The sequence below is a fragment of the Variovorax paradoxus genome (assembly GCF_022009635.1).
Lineage (GTDB): Bacteria > Pseudomonadota > Gammaproteobacteria > Burkholderiales > Burkholderiaceae_C > Variovorax.
On record NZ_CP091716.1, the window covers coordinates 4230592 to 4246020 of the forward strand.

General features: G+C 67.2%; 18 protein-coding genes. 6 read left to right on the top strand and 12 right to left on the bottom strand.

The window, feature by feature from the left end:
• Positions 1-171 precede the first annotated feature (171 nt).
• The 8 genes from L3V85_RS19565 to L3V85_RS19600 all read right to left on the bottom strand — a co-directional run bounded on the left by L3V85_RS19565 (position 172) and on the right by L3V85_RS19600 (position 6861).
• A complete protein-coding gene (locus L3V85_RS19565) occupies positions 172-675 on the bottom strand; it encodes a disulfide bond formation protein B (RefSeq protein ID WP_237674397.1) in 504 nt (167 codons plus the stop codon).
• Positions 672-1769, bottom strand: coding sequence for a sulfate/molybdate ABC transporter ATP-binding protein (locus L3V85_RS19570; RefSeq protein WP_237674398.1), 1098 nt, complete (start codon positions 1767-1769; stop codon positions 672-674). The genes L3V85_RS19565 and L3V85_RS19570 overlap by 4 nt, the downstream gene beginning before the upstream one ends.
• 19 nt (positions 1770-1788) lie before the next feature.
• Complete coding sequence (gene cysW, locus L3V85_RS19575) at positions 1789-2691, bottom strand: sulfate ABC transporter permease subunit CysW (RefSeq protein ID WP_237674399.1); 903 nt, start codon at positions 2689-2691, stop codon at positions 1789-1791.
• A gap of 1 nt (position 2692) precedes the next feature.
• A complete protein-coding gene (gene cysT, locus L3V85_RS19580; protein WP_106934391.1) occupies positions 2693-3580 on the bottom strand; it encodes a sulfate ABC transporter permease subunit CysT in 888 nt (295 codons plus the stop codon).
• Entirely contained in the window at positions 3581-4597 is a 1017-nt protein-coding gene (locus L3V85_RS19585) for a sulfate ABC transporter substrate-binding protein (RefSeq protein ID WP_237674400.1), read from the bottom strand.
• A complete protein-coding gene (locus tag L3V85_RS19590) occupies positions 4594-5169 on the bottom strand; it encodes an RBBP9/YdeN family alpha/beta hydrolase (RefSeq protein WP_237674401.1) in 576 nt (191 codons plus the stop codon). Before L3V85_RS19590 ends, L3V85_RS19585 begins: the two co-directional genes overlap by 4 nt.
• A gap of 21 nt (positions 5170-5190) precedes the next feature.
• Positions 5191-5832: a peroxiredoxin gene (locus L3V85_RS19595; protein WP_237674402.1), complete on the bottom strand. Its 642-nt coding sequence runs from the start codon at positions 5830-5832 to the stop codon at positions 5191-5193.
• A gap of 114 nt (positions 5833-5946) precedes the next feature.
• Positions 5947-6861: a LysR family transcriptional regulator gene (locus tag L3V85_RS19600; RefSeq protein ID WP_237674403.1), complete on the bottom strand. Its 915-nt coding sequence runs from the start codon at positions 6859-6861 to the stop codon at positions 5947-5949.
• 134 nt (positions 6862-6995) lie between these two features.
• Between L3V85_RS19600 and L3V85_RS19605 the strand changes: the two genes are divergently transcribed.
• Entirely contained in the window at positions 6996-7643 is a 648-nt protein-coding gene (locus L3V85_RS19605) for an FMN-dependent NADH-azoreductase (protein WP_237674404.1), read from the top strand.
• Positions 7644-7711: 68 nt separating this feature from the next.
• On the opposite strand, the gene L3V85_RS19610 is transcribed toward L3V85_RS19605, so the two are convergent.
• Genes L3V85_RS19610 through L3V85_RS19625 form a run of 4 tightly spaced genes read right to left on the bottom strand, consistent with a single transcriptional unit; the run spans position 7712 to position 10588 of the window.
• Positions 7712-8266 (bottom strand): NADPH-dependent FMN reductase, encoded by a 555-nt coding sequence (locus L3V85_RS19610; protein WP_237674405.1) that lies wholly within the window; start codon positions 8264-8266, stop codon positions 7712-7714.
• A 45-nt stretch (positions 8267-8311) separates the two neighbouring features.
• Positions 8312-9043, bottom strand: a complete 732-nt coding sequence (locus tag L3V85_RS19615) for an amino acid ABC transporter permease (protein ID WP_237674406.1) — start codon at positions 9041-9043, stop codon at positions 8312-8314.
• Positions 9034-9741 (bottom strand): amino acid ABC transporter permease, encoded by a 708-nt coding sequence (locus tag L3V85_RS19620; protein ID WP_337250089.1) that lies wholly within the window; start codon positions 9739-9741, stop codon positions 9034-9036. Before L3V85_RS19620 ends, L3V85_RS19615 begins: the two co-directional genes overlap by 10 nt.
• Before the next feature lie 13 nt (positions 9742-9754).
• Positions 9755-10588 (bottom strand): ABC transporter substrate-binding protein, encoded by an 834-nt coding sequence (locus tag L3V85_RS19625; RefSeq protein WP_237674407.1) that lies wholly within the window; start codon positions 10586-10588, stop codon positions 9755-9757.
• Between the two features lie 171 nt (positions 10589-10759).
• Here L3V85_RS19625 and L3V85_RS19630 point away from each other — a divergent pair, with 171 nt between their 5' ends.
• From L3V85_RS19630 to L3V85_RS19650, 5 genes are all read left to right on the top strand, one after another.
• Positions 10760-11731, top strand: coding sequence for an aliphatic sulfonate ABC transporter substrate-binding protein (locus tag L3V85_RS19630; RefSeq protein WP_237674408.1), 972 nt, complete (start codon positions 10760-10762; stop codon positions 11729-11731).
• 22 nt (positions 11732-11753) lie between these two features.
• On the top strand, positions 11754-12977 hold the full coding sequence (gene solA / locus L3V85_RS19635; protein ID WP_237674409.1) for an N-methyl-L-tryptophan oxidase: 1224 nt from the start codon (positions 11754-11756) through the stop codon (positions 12975-12977).
• A gap of 72 nt (positions 12978-13049) precedes the next feature.
• On the top strand, positions 13050-13982 hold the full coding sequence (gene panE / locus L3V85_RS19640; RefSeq protein ID WP_237674410.1) for a 2-dehydropantoate 2-reductase: 933 nt from the start codon (positions 13050-13052) through the stop codon (positions 13980-13982).
• 4 nt (positions 13983-13986) lie between these two features.
• Positions 13987-14682: an Asp/Glu/hydantoin racemase gene (locus L3V85_RS19645; RefSeq protein WP_237674411.1), complete on the top strand. Its 696-nt coding sequence runs from the start codon at positions 13987-13989 to the stop codon at positions 14680-14682.
• Between the two features lie 72 nt (positions 14683-14754).
• Positions 14755-14988 carry a hypothetical protein gene (locus tag L3V85_RS19650; protein ID WP_237674412.1) on the top strand — a complete coding sequence of 78 codons (234 nt, stop codon included), beginning with the start codon at positions 14755-14757 and terminating at the stop codon, positions 14986-14988.
• Positions 14989-15429 lie beyond the last annotated feature (441 nt).

A 15429-nucleotide genomic window follows, 5' to 3' on the forward strand; every position in this document is an offset into this window, starting at 1 on the left:
ATGAAAATTCAGCGCCGGAAAAGAGGAACCTTGGGGCTCCGCCTCATCCTAGCGGCGTTTACTGAAGAAACTTTAAAGGCCCGCAGGGCCCTTGGGGCGAAGCGCCCGCCAACGACAAAGACGCCGCTCTCGCGAGGCGGCGTCTTTTTTGCTTGGTTGCGGAAGCTGCGCTCAGCGCGCGCGGCGCGAGCGCACCAGCAGCACGATCAGCATCAGCGACAGAACCGTGAACGCGATGAACGACCAGTTCGCCAGCGTCAGGCCGAACAGCGACCAGTCGATCTTCGAGCAGTCGCCGCCGCCGCGGAAGATCATCGGCAGCGCGCGCTTGAGCGGGAAGGTCTCGATCATCCCGTAGAGGTCGCGTCCGCAGGACACGACTTCAGGCGGATACCACTGCAGCCAGCTTTGCGAGGCCGCCGTGTAGGCACCGCCCACCGCGGCCACCAGTGCGAGCAGGCCGCCCACGAAGCGCAGGCCGACGCTGCGGAAAACCCCGGCCAGGCCGGTGAAGAGAGCCACCAGCACCAGCGCATACCGCTGCACGATGCACATGGGACAAGGCTCGAGCCCCACCACGTGTTGCAGATAGAGCCCGAAGGCCAGCATGAGAACGCAGGCCAGGCAGATCAGCCCATACGCGCGGCGCGGCGCGCCGAAGTACCAATCGATCAAGGAGATACCCAATCTTCTTCTACGAACACCCTGGCCTTGCGCGGGTTGGCGACGACGGTGTCGCCTTCCTTCAAGCCCAGGTCACGGAACTGTTGCGCAGGGAGTTGCGCTTCGATGATGGTTCCGGAGCCCGGATTATCTGGATTCGATTCGGTGGGCTCAAGTTCCAGCCGCGCGATGGGTCCGACGACGATGGCGCGCGCCAGCGTGGCGACGATGCCCGAAGCGCCGGCCACGTAGCGTGTCACATCGATGTCATGCGGGCGCACGTAGGCGCGCGCCTTGGCATCGCGCGCGCCGCTGTGCTCGGGCGAATCGAGGCGCATGCCGTCGAGCTGCACCGCGCCGTTGTCGGCCCGGCCGTGGAACAGGTTCACGTCGCCCAGGAAGCCGTAGACGAAGGGGCTGGCCGGCTGGTCCCACACCTCCTGCGGCGAGCCGACCTGCTCGATCTGTCCCTTGTTGATGACCACCACGCGGTCGGCCACTTCGAGTGCTTCTTCCTGGTCGTGCGTGACGAAGATCGAGGTGACGTGAAGCTCGTCGTGCAACCGGCGCAGCCAGCGACGCAGTTCCTTGCGCACCTTGGCGTCGAGCGCGCCGAAGGGCTCGTCCAGCAGCAGCACCTTGGGCTCCACGGCCAGCGCGCGGGCCAGCGCGATGCGCTGGCGCTGGCCGCCCGAGAGCTGCGAGGGGTAGCGGTCGGCCAGCCAGTCGAGCTGCACCAGCTTGAGCAGGTCGGTCACCTTGGCCTTGATCTGCGCGTCGCTCGGGCGCTCCTTGCGCGGCTTCACGCGCAGGCCGAAGGCCACGTTCTCGAACACGGTCATGTGGCGGAACAGCGCGTAGTGCTGGAACACGAAGCCCACCTGCCGCTCGCGCACGTGCACGTCGGTGGTGTCTTCGCCCGAGAACAAAATGCTGCCGCTGTCGGCCGTCTCCAGCCCCGCGATGATGCGCAGCAGCGTGGTCTTGCCGCAGCCCGAGGGGCCGAGCAGCGCGACGAGTTCGCCCGATTCGACGTCGAGGTTCACGTCGCGCAGCGCGCGGAAGTCGCCGAACTGCTTGCTGATGTTGCGGATTTCGATGCTCATGATTTCTTCTCTCTCAGGCTCAGGCCGCCGTGGTTTCAGGGGGCCGTTCCGGGGGCAGCTCGGCAATGGCTTTCATCTCGCGCTCGTGGCGCCATTCGATGACCGACTTGATCACCAGCGTGACCAGCGCCAGGATGGCCAGCAGCGAAGCCACGGCAAACGCGGCCACCGACTGGTATTCGTTGTAGAGCACTTCCACATGCAGCGGCATGGTGTTGGTCTGCCCGCGAATGTGGCCCGACACCACCGACACCGCGCCGAACTCGCCCATGGCGCGCGCGTTGCACAGGATCACGCCGTACAGCAGGCCCCACTTGATGTTGGGCAGCGTCACGCGCCAGAAGGTCTGCCAGCCGGTCGCGCCCAGCACGATGGCGGCCTGCTCCTCGTCGGTGCCCTGCGCCTGCATCAGCGGAATGAGCTCGCGCGCGATGAACGGAAAGGTCACGAACACGGTGGCCAGCACGATGCCGGGCACGGCGAAGATGATCTTGATGTCGTGGTCGGCGAGCCACGGGCCGATCCAGCCCTGCGCGCCGAACACCAGCACATAGATCAGGCCCGCAACCACCGGCGACACCGCGAACGGCAGATCGATCAACGTGGTGAGAAAGGCCTTGCCGCGGAACTCGAACTTGGCCACGGCCCAGGCCGCGGCCACGCCGAACACCAGGTTCAGCGGCACCGCGATGGCGGCCGTGATCAGCGTGAGGCGGATCGCGCTCCAGGCGTCGGGCTCTTTCAGCGCGTCGAGGTAGGCCGTGACGCCCTTGCGCAGCGCCTCGGTTGCCACGGCGGCCAGCGGCAGCACGAGGAACAGGAACATGAAACCGAGCGCAATGCCGATCAGCGTCCAGCGCACCCAGGCGGATTCGGTGGTGCCGGCCTGCGCGCGGCGAATGACTTTGGAAGGTGCGCTCATGTCAGGCTCCCGCGCGGCGACGCTGCCAGGCTTGCAGGCCGTTGATGACCAGCAGCAGCACGAACGAAATGACCAGCATCACCAGCGCGACCGCGGTGGCGCCCGCGTAGTCGTACTGCTCCAGCTTGCCGATGATGATGAGCGGCGTGATCTCCGAGATCATCGGCATGTTGCCGGCGATGAAGATCACCGAGCCGTATTCGCCGATGGCGCGCGCGAAGGCCATCGCAAAGCCGGTGAGCAACGCGGGCGCGATCGACGGAAAGATCACCTTGGTGAAGGTCTGCAGCCGCGTCGCGCCGAGCGAGGTGGCGGCTTCTTCGAGTTCTTTCTCGGCGTCTTCCAGCACCGGCTGCACCGTGCGCACCACGAACGGCAGCCCGATGAAGATCAGCGCAATGACAATGCCCGCCGGCGTGAACGCCAGCTTGATGCCGTGCGGCTCGAGCAGTTGCCCGATCCAGCCGTTGCCCGCGAGCAGCGCGGTCAGCGAAATGCCGGCCACCGCCGTCGGCAGCGCGAAAGGCAGATCGACCAGCGCATCGACGATGCGCTTGCCCGGAAACTTGTAGCGCACCAGCACCCAGGCCACCAGCAGGCCGAACACCGCATTGACGATGGCGGCGAACAGCGAGGCGCCGAAGGTCAGCCGGTACGAGGCCATCACGCGCGGCGCCGTCACGGCCACCCAGAATTGGTCCCAGGTCAGCGTGAAGGTCTTGAAGACCAGCGCCGACAGCGGGATCAGCACGATCAGGCTCAGATACAGGATCGAGAAGCCCAGCGTGATGTGGAAACCCGGCAGCACGCGCTTGGCGCCGCCTGCCCGGTTGGCACGCGAAAAAGGCGCTCCCGCGGACGGGAGCGCCGAAGGAACAGCGCCGCTCATTTACTTCGCGCCGGGCGTATAGAGCTTGTCGAACTGGCCGCCGTCGTTGAAGTGCACCTTCTGCGCTTCACCCAGGCTTCCGAACAGTTCCTGCACCGTGAACAGCTGCAGCGGCTTGAAGGTCGCGGCGTACTTCTTGAGCACGGTCTGCGAGCGCGGGCGCAGCGCGTGCTTGGCGGCGATTTCCTGTGCTTCTTCGGAGTAGAGCCAGTCGAGGTAGGCCTTGGCCAGTTCGCCGGTGCCCTTCTTGTTGACGGTGCGCTCGACCACGGCCACCGGGTTCTCGGCCACGATGCTGATCGACGGGTACACCGAATCGACCTTGCCTGAACCGAATTCACGGTCGATAGACACCACTTCCGATTCGAAGGTGATCAGCGCGTCGCCGATGTTGCGCTGCAGGAAGGCGGTGGTCGCGTCGCGCCCGCCGCGTGCCAGCACCGGTACGTTCTTGAACAGCTTGCCGACGAACTCGGCGGCCTGGGCGTCGGTGCCGCCCTTCTTCTTGATGTAGCCCCATGCCGCCAGGTAGGCGTAGCGGCCGTTGCCGCCGGTCTTGGGGTTGACGATCACGACCTGCACGCCGGGCTTGACCAGGTCGTCCCAGTCCTTGATGCCCTTGGGGTTGCCGTTGCGCACCAGGAACAGCATGGTCGACGTGGTCGGCGATGCGTTCTCGGGGAATTTCTTGGTCCAGTCCTTGGCGACCACGCCGGCGTTGGCCAGGAAGTCGATGTCGGTCGAGGTGTTCATCGTCACCACGTCGGCATCGAGGCCGTCCGCCACCGCGCGGGCCTGCGCGCTGGAGCCGCCGTGCGACTGGTCGATCTTGACGTCCTTGCCGGTGGCCTTCTTGTAGTGCGCCACGAAGGCCGCGTTGTAGTCCTTGTAGAACTCGCGGGCCACGTCGTACGAGGCGTTCAGCAGCGACGTGCCCTGGGCGAAGGCGCTGCTGCCGGCGAGTGCGGAGGACGCCAGCGCGAGCACGGCGACGAAGGTCTTGATTCTGGAAGTCATGTGATTGCCAAAGTTTCTGAAAATTCACGGCCCGCCGACCAGGCGGCGGGCTCGTCGGTCAAGGACTGGAGCAAGGCAAGGCCCAGCGGCCAGTCCCCGTGTCCCGAGTCGATGTTGATGTGGCCCGCATTCTGCATGCGGACGAACTCGCTGCCCCAGGCGCGCGAATATGCACCAGCCAGGCGGATCGGGCAAAACGGGTCATTGCTGCTGGCCACCACGATGCTGCGATACGGCAGCGCCGCATACGGCACGGGGGCGAAGTCGGACAGCACCGCGCGGCGCTCGGGGTCGGCCGGCGCCACCAGCAACGCGCCCTGGATGCGTGCCGCGGCCTCTGCCGGCAGGTGCGCCGTGGCGATGCAGCCCAGGCTGTGCGCGGCGATCACCACCGGGCCGTCGCTCTCGAGCACCAGCCTGGCCAGCGTGGAGACCCAGGCATCGCGCTTGGGCGAGGCCCAGTCGTCCTGCACCACCCGCGCCGCGCCCGGAATGCGCTCTTCCCACAGGCTCTGCCAATGGCCGGGCCCGGAGTCGCGCCAGCCGGGCACGATGACAACACGGGTCTGCATGACGACGCTGCCCCGTCCTGCTTACTTGTTGGGCTGCGGCGTGATGCGCAGGTAAGGCTTGACGGCCTTGAAGCCCTTGGGGAAGCGCTCGGCGAGTTCGGCCGGGTCCTGGATGCTCGGCACGATGACGACGTCGTCGCCGTCCTTCCAGTTCACGGGCGTGGCGACCTTGTGGCTGTCGGTGAGTTGCAGCGAATCGATCACGCGCAGGATCTCGTCGAAGTTGCGGCCGGTCGACGCCGGGTAGGTGATGGTCGTGCGAATGATCTTCTTGGGGTCGATGATGTAGACGCTGCGCACCGTGGCCGTGGTCGAGGCGTTCGGGTGGATCAGGTCGTACAGGTCGGCCACCTTGCGGTCCGCGTCCGCGATGATGGGGAAGTTCACCGTGGTGTTCTGCGTCTCGTTGATGTCGCCGATCCATTCCTTGTGCTTGGTGGCCGGATCGACGCTCAGCGCGATGGGCTTGACGCCGCGCTTGGCGAACTCGCCCGACAGCGCCGCGGTCTTGCCCAGTTCGGTGGTGCACACGGGCGTGAAGTCGGCCGGGTGCGAGAAGAACACGACCCACGAGTCGCCGGCCCACTGGTAGAAGTCGATGGGGCCTTCGCTGGAATCCTGGGTGAAATTGGGGGCGGTGTCGCCGAGTCGCAGAGTTGCCATGGTCGCTCCTGGATGGGATGGGAGCCTCGGATTGTGCGAATCATTGCTTCAATGCCAAACGAATATCTGCTTGTTTGGATATGACGTTTTTCGCATAACGCCCTGCCTTGGGGCTCAGAACATGCGCATGTCGACGCTCTGCAGGTGCTCCGTCAGGAAGTCGATCAGCCGCCGCACCGCCGGCACCAGCGCCCGCCGCGCCGGAAACACCATGTGCGCCACCACGGGCGACGGCCCCCACTCAGGCAGCACCCGCACGAGCCGGCCGGCGTCGACATCGGCCCGGCACATGTAGTCGGGCAGCATGGTCGCGCCGACACCGCCCAGCGCGCCGAACTGCAGCGTCGCCAGGTCGTCCGCCACGTAGCGCGGAATGTGCGAATGCACCCAGGTCTGGCCGCCCGGGCCTTCCAGCCGCCAGTCGCTGCGGCCTTCGCCGTTGACCGACATGGCCGCCGTCGGCAGCTTCACCAGATCGGCCGGCGTGTTCACCGGACCGTGGAGCGCCAGCAGCTCCGGGCTGGCGATCAGCACGCCGCGGCTGTAGCCGAAGGTCTTGGCCACCAGCACGGTGCTGTCCTCGATCTCGGGGCGCACGCGCAGCGCGATGTCGATGCCCTCCTCGATCAGGTCTACCGGCCGGTTGATCACGCGCATGTCGATGCGCACCGCCGGGTAGCGCGCCATGAAGACCGGCATCAGCTGTGCCAGCCCGCTGTGCGAGATGGTCACCGGGCAGCTCAGCCGCACCAGCCCGCTGGGCTCGGTCTGCACCTGCGCCACCGCCTCGGCGGCGGCCTGCGCCGCGTCGCGCATGGCGGAGGCGTGGCGCAGGTAGATCTCGCCGGCCGGCGTGAGCGACAGCCGCCGCGTGCTGCGCTGCATCAGTTGCACGCCCAGCCGCTCTTCCAGGTCGGCCACGCGGCGCGACAGGCGCGACTTGGGAATGCCCAGCGCCCGGCTGGCGGCGGCAAAGCCGCCCCGCTCGGCCACTTCAGCGAAGAAAACCATGTCGTTGAGGTCTTGCATGCCGCCCATTGTCCTGCAAACAGAACGAACTAGGCCAATTTTGGCCACTTATCAGCCACTGCATCCAAAAATAGAATTCTCACATCGCCGGCCAACTTGAGTGCCGACAGCCCCAAGAAAGTGATTGACTGATCATGAAGCTGCTCCACATCGACTCCAGCATCCTCGCCGCCAACTCCACCTCGCGCCTGCTCTCGGCCGAGACCGTGGCCGCCTGGCGCGCCGCCCACCCCGACACCACCGTCGAGTACCTCGACCTGGCCGTCGACACCCCCTCGCACTTCAGCGCCGATTCGCTCGGCATCAAGACCGGCGTGCAAGCCCAGCCGACCGAAGCGCAGCAGCGCGAGAACGACCTGTCCGAAAAGCTCGTGAGCCAGTTCCTGGCCGCGGACGTGGTCGTCATCGGCACGCCGTTCTACAACTTCTCGATCCCGACCCAGCTCAAGGCCTGGATCGACCGCCTCGCGCAAGTCGGCCGCACCTTCAAGTACACCGACAAGGGCCCGGTCGGCCTGGCAGGCGGCAAGACTGTCATCGTGGCTTCGACCCGCGGCGGCGTCTACTCGACCTCCGAAGGCGGCCAGGCCATGGAACACCAGGAGAGCTACCTCAAGGTGATCTTCGGCTTCTTCGGCATCACCGACGTGCGCTTCGTGCGCGCCGAAGGCGTGGCCATGGGCGACGGTGCCAAGGCCACCGCCCTGGCCTCGGCCCGCGCCGACATCCTGGTGGCGACCGGCGAGGCCGCCAACCAGAAGGACGTGGCGCAAGTCGCCTGATCCATCGGCCCCGCGCCATGAAAAAAAGCCGCCTTCACGGGCGGCTTTTTCGTTGGCGCGCGCGGCGCTCAGGCCGAGTGGTTCTTGACCCAGGCCACGTACTTGTCCATCCAGCCCTGCAGGAACTTCTTGGTGCCTTCGTTGCCGATGTGGCCCTTGTCGTCGAACAGGTCTTCCTTGGCCTGCAGGAACACTTCGGGCGCGCCCAGGGTGGGCACGTCGAGGTAGGCCAGGATGTTGCGCAGGTGCTGCTGCGCCAGCGCGGTGCCGATGGCGCCGACCGACACGCCGACCACGCCCGCCGGCTTGCCGGCCCAGGCGCTCTGGCCGTAGGGGCGCGAGGCATGGTCGATGGCGTTCTTCAGCACGCCGGGGATGGAACGGTTGTATTCGGGCGTGACGAACAGCAGGCCCTGGGCCGCCGCGATCTCGGTCTTCAGACGCTTCACCGGGGCCGCCTGGTTGCCGTCGTCGTCCTGGTTGTAGGCCGGCAGGTCGTCGATGCGCAGATGCTCGAAGGTGACATCGGCCGGAGCGAGATGCGCCAGCGCGAGGGCCAGCTTCTGGTTGTACGAATCCTTGCGAAGGCTGCCGACGAGAACGGCGATGCGGATCTGTGCCATGGATGGAACTCCTGTGAAATGAGGGCGTCGTTTTGACGAAGGCGATTATGCGAACCGCTCAAGACCTTTTCCAGAAAAGTTCTTGGGCCCCCGCGCCCTCGCCTGCGCCCGCCGCACCGCCATGTTCGCCAGCCGGTCGAGCCCGGTGCACAGCAGCCAGTAGATCGCGCCCACCAGCATGAAGATTTCCGCCGGGTAGACCATGGTGCGCGCGTTGACCTGCGACGCCACGAACGACAACTCGCCCACGCCGACGATATAGGCCAGCGAGCTGTCCTTCACCAGCGTGACCCACTGGTTCACGAACGACGGCAGCATCATGCGCAGCGCCTGCGGCAGCACGATGAAGCGCAGCGTGCCCCAGCGCGTGAGCCCGAGCGACAGCCCCGCCGCCCACTGCCCTTGCCCCACGCCCCGGATGCCCGCGTTCACCGCGTGCGCCAGGTAGGCCCCGCCCACCAGCGACAGCGCGCACATCACCGACAGCACGCCCGGCACGCTGATGCCCAGTGCGAACGGCAGCAGGAAGTAGGTCCAGAAAATCAGCATCAGCACCGGAATCGCACGAAAGAACGCCAGCGCCAGCGTGAGCACGGCCCTTGCCCAGCCCCGCGCGCTGGCCAGCCCGATGCCCCAGGCCAGCCCGAGCACCGCCGACGCCACGGCCGATCCGACGCTGAGCAGCACCGTCAGCGCCGCGCCGCCCAACGGGCCTTGCGGAAACGCGCCCCACAGCAGGTACGGCAGGCTGTCCCACAGCGTCTCGATCATCGCCATGCGGGCCTCCCCTGGCGGCGTGCCGTCCATGCCGCCAGCAGCTCGATCGCGCCGATGGTCGCGATGTACAGCAGCGTCGCGAAGCCGAAGGCCTGGAAAGTCTTGAAGGTCTCGGCCTCCACCTGCCGCGAGGCGTACGACAGCTCGACCAGCCCCACCGCCATCGCAAGCGAGGTGTTCTTGACGATGTTCATGTACTGCCCCAGCAGCGGCGGCAGCGCGATGCGCAGGGCCTGCGGCAGCACCACCTGCGACATCACCTGCGCGCGCGTGAAGCCCAGCGCGGAAGCCGCCAGAGCCTGCCCGGCGGGCACGCCGCGAATGCCGGAGCGGATGTCTTCGCCCACATAGGCCGCCGCGTAGAGCGTGAGCCCGACCAGCGCCGACAGCAGCTCGAAAGACAGCACGTGTCCGGCATAGACCCATTCGCGCACCGCTTCGGGCAGCACCGCCGGCGCGCCGAAGTACCAGAAGAAAAGCTGCACCAGCAGCGGCGTGTTGCGGAACAGCGAGACATACGCGCCGGTCGCGCGCAGCAGCGCCGGCCGGCTCGACGAGCGTCCGGCGGCAATGAAGACGCCGAGCACCGTGGCGCCCGCCGACACCAGCAGCGAAACCCACAGCGTCGTCAGCCAGCCATCGAGCAGCCAGCCCAGGTAACGGGGCGCGAGCAGTTGCTCGCGCAACAGGTCGATCAAGGCTGCATCGGCCTCAGTTGGCCGCCACGCGCTGGTCGCCGATCTTCAGCAGGCGCGGCAGGGGCGCCTTGCTGTTGGGGCCGAACCAGGTGTCGTAGATGGCCAGCGCGCGACCGTTCTTTTCGCTGTCGACCAGCCAGGTGTTCAGCGCCTCGAGCAATCGCGCCTCTCCCTTGGGCACGGCGGCGCCAAGATATTCCTTCGATACGGTGATCGGCGGGATCTCGTATTTTTCCTTGTCGGGAATCGCGTTCCACTGCGCCGTGAGCTTCACGCCGTCGTTGGTGATGGCCTGCACGTTGCCGTTGCGCAGCGCGGCCAGCGCGAAGGGCGAATCGTCATACAGCACCACCTTGGCGTCGGGGTAGTTCTTGCGCAGGTTCGACTCCATGGTCGTGCCCTTCTCGGTGCCGATGCGGATGTCCTTGATCTGCGCGGCGTCCTTCAGCACGCCCTTCTTTGCAAGGAACTGCTGGCCCACCAGGAAGTACGGCGTGGTGAAGTCGACGGCCTTGGCGCGCTCGTCGGTGATGGTGAAGCTCGCGAACACCACGTCGACCTTGCCCGATGTCAGCAGCGGAATGCGGTTGGCCGGGTTGGTCGGCACCAGCTCGATCTTCACGCCCAGGCTTTTGGCGAACTCTGTCGCCAGGTCGATGTCGTGGCCCACCTGCTTCTTGCTGGCCGGGTCGATGTAGCCGAACGGCGGGTTGCCGTCGAACGCGGCCACGCGCAGCACGCCGGCCTTCCTGACGTCGTCGAGCCGGTCGGCCCACGCGGCGCCGCCGAGGGTGAAGGAGCCGATGGCCAGCGCCAGGCTCGTCACGATGAATTTGTTGCGGCTCATGCCTGCCCTCCGGAAATATGAAAAGCCGCGACTCTAGGCAGCGCCGCCGCCCGCGCCAACGAAGCAATTTCCGCTTGCATATGCCCCACCGACTTGCGCATGAGCAAATGAAAAAACATTCGTGGCACAGCGTCGCCGCGCCTCCTACAGTCGCGGACTTTTGCCTGCGCCATGCACCACATCCCTTCGCTCTCCCGCCGCCGGCTCCTGCAGGCCGGCGGTGCCGCCGCCATCGCCGCTACGGCCGCCCCTCTGTTCGCTCAAACCCGCACGCAGACGCTTCGCATCGGCTACCAGAAGTTCAACACGCTCAACATCCTCAAGGGCACCGGCCAGCTCGAGAAGGCGCTGGCGCCTGCGGGCGTGAAGGTCGAATGGAGCGAGTTCCTCGGCGGCAGCCAGCTGTCGGAAGCGCTGGCCGCCGGCGCCATCGACTTCGGCCATGCCTCGGACGGCATCGGCGTGTTCCAGCAGGCCAGCGGCAAGGGCCTGGCCTACCTCGCCGCGGAAAGCCCCTACCCCGGCGGCGTCGGCTTCCTGGTGCCGCGCGATTCGCCGATCCGCGGCGTGCGCGACCTCAAGGGCAAGAAGGTGGTCACCGGTCGCGGCTACAACACGCAGTACGTGCTGATCCGCGCGCTCGAGGCGGCGGGCCTGCGCTACGAGGACATCGAACCGGTCTACATCCTCACCGCCTCCGACACCATCGCCGCCTACCAGTCGGGCAGCGTCGCGGCCATCGGCCTGTGGGACCCGTTCCTGGCCGCCGCGCAGCTGGCCACCGACTCGCGCCTGCTGTTCGACGGCGCGGGCCTGAGCGGCAACCGCACCTACCATTTCGCGCAGCCCGGCTTCGCGCGCGCCAACCAGGAAGTGCTGCGCACCGTGTTCGCCGAACTGCGCAAGGCCAACGAATGGGCGCAGGCTCACCCGGCCGAGGTGGTGGCCACGCTGGCGCCGCAGCTCAAGGTCGAGCCCAAGGTGCTGGCGCTGGCGACCGAACGGCGGCAATATGGCGTGGTCGCGCTCACGCCCGCCATCGCCCGAGAACAGCAGGGACTGGCCGACGTGTTCGCGCAACTCAAGCTCATTCCCAAGCCCATCGAGGTGAAGGACGCCTTCCTCGACCTGAACCTCGTCTGAAGCTCCACCCGCACACCTTCACGTGACACAGTCCTCCCACTACGACGTCATCGTCGTCGGCCTTGGCGCCCTGGGCGCCGCGACGCTCTACCAACTCTCGCAGCGCGGCGCGCGCGTGCTCGGCATCGACCAGTTCGCGCCACCGCACGACCTGGGCTCCTCGCACGGCGATTCGCGCATCACCCGGCTGGCCATCGGCGAAGGCGACGACTACGTGCCTTTCGTGCAGCGCTCGCATGCCATCTGGCGTGAGCTCGAGGCGCGCACCGGCAAGCCGCTGATGACAACCACCAGCGGCCTCGTGCTGGCGCCGCGCGACCGCGTGGCCGAGCACCACGGCAAGTCCGACTTCGTGCGCCGCACCATCGCCTGCGCGGAGCGCTTCGGCATCGCGCATGAGGTGCTCGATGCGGCCGGCATCCGCGCGCGCTTTCCGCAGTTCAACCTGCAGGGCGACGAGATCGGCTATCACGAGCGCGACGCCGGCTTCGTGCGGCCCGAAGACGCCATCGGCGCGCAACTGGCCGTGGCCCGCGCCTCGGGCGCGCAGACGCGCACCGGCGAGCGCGTGCGCGCCGTCGAGCCCGTGGGCAACGGCGACACCGTGCGCGTGCGCACGGACACCGCCAGCTTCACCGCCGACCGCGTCGTGGTCTCGGCCGGCGCATGGCTGCCCGAGTTCCTGGGCGAACAGGCGCGCGCCGACTGGCAGGCGTGGCAAGGCGACTTCTCGGTGCACCGCCAGGTGATGCACTGGTTCGACGCAGGCAACGCCGCCGCCGACTTCGCGCCCGGCCGCTTCCCCATCTTCATCTGGATGTTCGGCGACGCGCCGGAAGACTACATGTACGGCTTCCCAGCCTCCGACCCGGCGCAGCCCGCGCTCAAGGTCGCGACCGAGCAGTACGTGGCATCGACCACGCCGGACGCCATCGACCGCACCGTGAGCCCCGAAGAAAGCGCCGCCATGTACCGCGACCGCGTGGCGGGCCGCTTTCCGCAGATCCACGGGCGCGCGCTCAAGGCCCGCGCCTGCATGTACACCGTGACGCCCGACCGCCGCTTCGTGATCGACACGCTCGACGGCCTGCCCAACGTGCTCGTCGCCTCGGCGTGCTCGGGCCACGGCTTCAAGCATTCGGCCGGGCTGGGCGACGCCATCGCCGACCATGTACTGGGCCGCGAGAGCGCGCTCGACCTGCGCCCCTTTTCCCGCCAGCGGCTGCTGGACAACGCGCCGGCCTGAGGCGGCGCGGCGCAATCCCGGGCATCATCGCCGTCGATCTTTTTGGTTCGACTGATTCAGGAGCGATACGCGATGAGATTTCTGGTGGTGGGTGCCGGCGCACTCGGTGGTTATTTCGGCGGCCGTCTGCTGGAGGCGGGACGCGACGTCACCTTCCTGCTGCGCCCGCGCCGCGCGGCGCAGCTCGCCAAGACCGGGCTGGTGGTGCAGAGCCCGTTCGGCAACCTGCAGCTTCCCGCGCCCAGGCATGTGCTGGCGGACGGCATCGACGGGCCCTACGACGTGGTCATCGCCGGCAGCAAGGCCTATGACCTCGAATCGACCATGGACTCGTTCGCCCCCGCGGTCGGGCCGAACACGGTGATCCTTCCGCTGCTCAACGGCATGAAGCACATCGACACCCTGGCCGCGCGCTTCGGCGAAGAGCGGGTGCTGGGCGGGCTTTGCATGATCTCCGCCACGCTGGACGACGAAGGCCGCGTGCTGCACCTGAACGACACGCACGGCCTGAGCTACGGCGAGCGCGCCGGCGGCCGCTCGGCGCGCGTCGACGCCATCGCAGCGCAATTCGCCGGCGCGAAGTTCGACGGCAACGCGAGCGAGACCATCTCGCAGGACATGTGGGAGAAGTGGGTCTTCATCGCCTCGGCGGCGGGCCTCACCAGCCTGATGCGCGCCTCCATCGGCGACATCATGGCGGCGGGCGGCGAAGACGTGGCGCTGTCGATCTTCGGCGAATGCTGCGCCATCGCCGAACACAACGGCTTCGCGCCGCGCCCGGCGGCCGTGCAGCGCGGCCGCGCCATCATGACCGCCGCCGGCTCGCCGATGACGGCATCGATGTACAAGGACATCGTGCGCGGTGCGCAAGTGGAAGCCGATCACATCGTCGGCGACCTGCTGGGCCGCGCGGCGCCGGGGCATGCCGCGACGCCTTCGGTGCTGCGCACGGCGTATGTCCATCTCAAGGCCTATGAGGCCCAGCGCGCCCGCGCGGCGGGCTGACGCGGTGCCGCACGCCATCGCCTTCCTTCACACGGCGCGGGCCCACGTTCCGACCTTCGAACGGCTGCTGGGCGAAGCCGCGCCGGGCATGCCTGCCCGCCATGTGGTGCGCGAAGACCTGCTTGCCGATGCACGCGCCTTCGGCGTTTCCAACGCGGCGTTGGTCGCCCGTGTTCATACAGCCATGCAGGAAGCCGCTTCAGCCGGCGCCAGGGTCGTGGCGTGCACCTGCTCGACCATCGGTGGCATCGCCGAAGACACGCCGACGCACGGCCGATTCCGGGCCCTTCGCATCGACCGCGCCATGGCCGACCGCGCCGTGCGCACCGGTCCGCGCGTGCTGGTCGCCGCCGCGCTCGAGAGCACGCTGGCGCCGACCGTCGACCTGGTGCTGTCCGCGGCTTCGGACGCGGGTGTGCGGGTTGAGCCGGAGCAATTGCTGATCGCCGATGCATGGCCCCATTTCGAAGCCGGCGACATCGCCCGCTATGCGGACACAGTGGCCGCCGCCATTCGCAAGGCGGCCAGCTCGGCCGATGTGGTGGTGCTGGCCCAGGCCTCGATGGCGCCTGCTGCGACGCTGCTCGCCGACCTGAGCATCGAGGTACTCAGCAGCCCCGCGCCGGGCGTGGCGAATGTTGCGGCTGCGGCTGCGGCTGCGGCTGCGGCTGCGGCTGCGGCTGCGGCTGCCGGACGCTAATGCTCGTCAACGATCTCACCGCTCAAATCTGAAACCGCATGGCTCAACAAGATATCACTTAGTTGCTTCTCGATGCCCCTCCTCGGCAAGCGCATTGACGACCCCATCGCCATCCGGCTTGCGGAAGCCCTTGGCAATAAGTCATTCAAGAACGTCACACCAGTCGACGGTGCGAGTCTCGGCAGTGACAAGCTCGGCATCAAAGTCGGGGCCAGCGCAAGCCGATCCCATTTCGACCGGATCGCACCGAGGTATGCGGAAAGGCTGCGGCCATGGCACCACGGGAAGATTCGCTCGATGGCTTGATTGGCCGGATGAATTGAGCACCGCGTAGGCCAAAGCGTGCCGGCTCATCCGCTGGATCACATGCACCACGCCTGACGGCCTCATTTAGGCCTCCACCCAAGGCTCACTGCCCTTGCCGGTAACGGCCAGCAGGCGTCTGGCCACTTGGTCATACCAGCCGTCGTCCACGTTCGTGAAAAATGCCGTCCGCCGAGGGAGCCGTAGAGGTCAGGATGACTTCCGAAGACTGAATGCTCTTAGACCCACTGGCGTTCATATGCCTCGACAACTGCACGGTCCGCTCCAGTCACTCGCTGGCAGCCGAGTCGACGCTGCCGCGTTCCGAATGCGACGATGCCCCTTGATTGGGGGCAACTCGATAAGGAGATCGATCCGGTCGCGCTGCAAAGCATTAGCCAAATGCTCGACGCACACTTCATAGAGTATCCTAATTTTTAGGCG

Excerpts from the sequence above, each read along its gene's own strand:
- L3V85_RS19570 (WP_237674398.1), bottom strand. The coding sequence starts at position 1,769 with ATGAGCATCGAAATCCGCAACATCAGCAAGCAGTTCGGCGACTTCCGC.
- cysW (WP_237674399.1), bottom strand. The coding sequence starts at position 2,691 with ATGAGCGCACCTTCCAAAGTCATTCGCCGCGCGCAGGCCGGCACCACC.
- cysT (WP_106934391.1), bottom strand. The coding sequence starts at position 3,580 with ATGAGCGGCGCTGTTCCTTCGGCGCTCCCGTCCGCGGGAGCGCCTTTT.
- L3V85_RS19585 (WP_237674400.1), bottom strand. The coding sequence starts at position 4,597 with ATGACTTCCAGAATCAAGACCTTCGTCGCCGTGCTCGCGCTGGCGTCC.
- L3V85_RS19590 (WP_237674401.1), bottom strand. The coding sequence starts at position 5,169 with ATGCAGACCCGTGTTGTCATCGTGCCCGGCTGGCGCGACTCCGGGCCC.
- L3V85_RS19595 (WP_237674402.1), bottom strand. The coding sequence starts at position 5,832 with ATGGCAACTCTGCGACTCGGCGACACCGCCCCCAATTTCACCCAGGAT.
- L3V85_RS19600 (WP_237674403.1), bottom strand. The coding sequence starts at position 6,861 with ATGCAAGACCTCAACGACATGGTTTTCTTCGCTGAAGTGGCCGAGCGG.
- L3V85_RS19605 (WP_237674404.1), top strand. The coding sequence starts at position 6,996 with ATGAAGCTGCTCCACATCGACTCCAGCATCCTCGCCGCCAACTCCACC.
- L3V85_RS19610 (WP_237674405.1), bottom strand. The coding sequence starts at position 8,266 with ATGGCACAGATCCGCATCGCCGTTCTCGTCGGCAGCCTTCGCAAGGAT.
- L3V85_RS19615 (WP_237674406.1), bottom strand. The coding sequence starts at position 9,043 with ATGGCGATGATCGAGACGCTGTGGGACAGCCTGCCGTACCTGCTGTGG.
- L3V85_RS19625 (WP_237674407.1), bottom strand. The coding sequence starts at position 10,588 with ATGAGCCGCAACAAATTCATCGTGACGAGCCTGGCGCTGGCCATCGGC.
- L3V85_RS19630 (WP_237674408.1), top strand. The coding sequence starts at position 10,760 with ATGCACCACATCCCTTCGCTCTCCCGCCGCCGGCTCCTGCAGGCCGGC.
- panE (WP_237674410.1), top strand. The coding sequence starts at position 13,050 with ATGAGATTTCTGGTGGTGGGTGCCGGCGCACTCGGTGGTTATTTCGGC.
- L3V85_RS19650 (WP_237674412.1), top strand. The coding sequence starts at position 14,755 with ATGCCCCTCCTCGGCAAGCGCATTGACGACCCCATCGCCATCCGGCTT.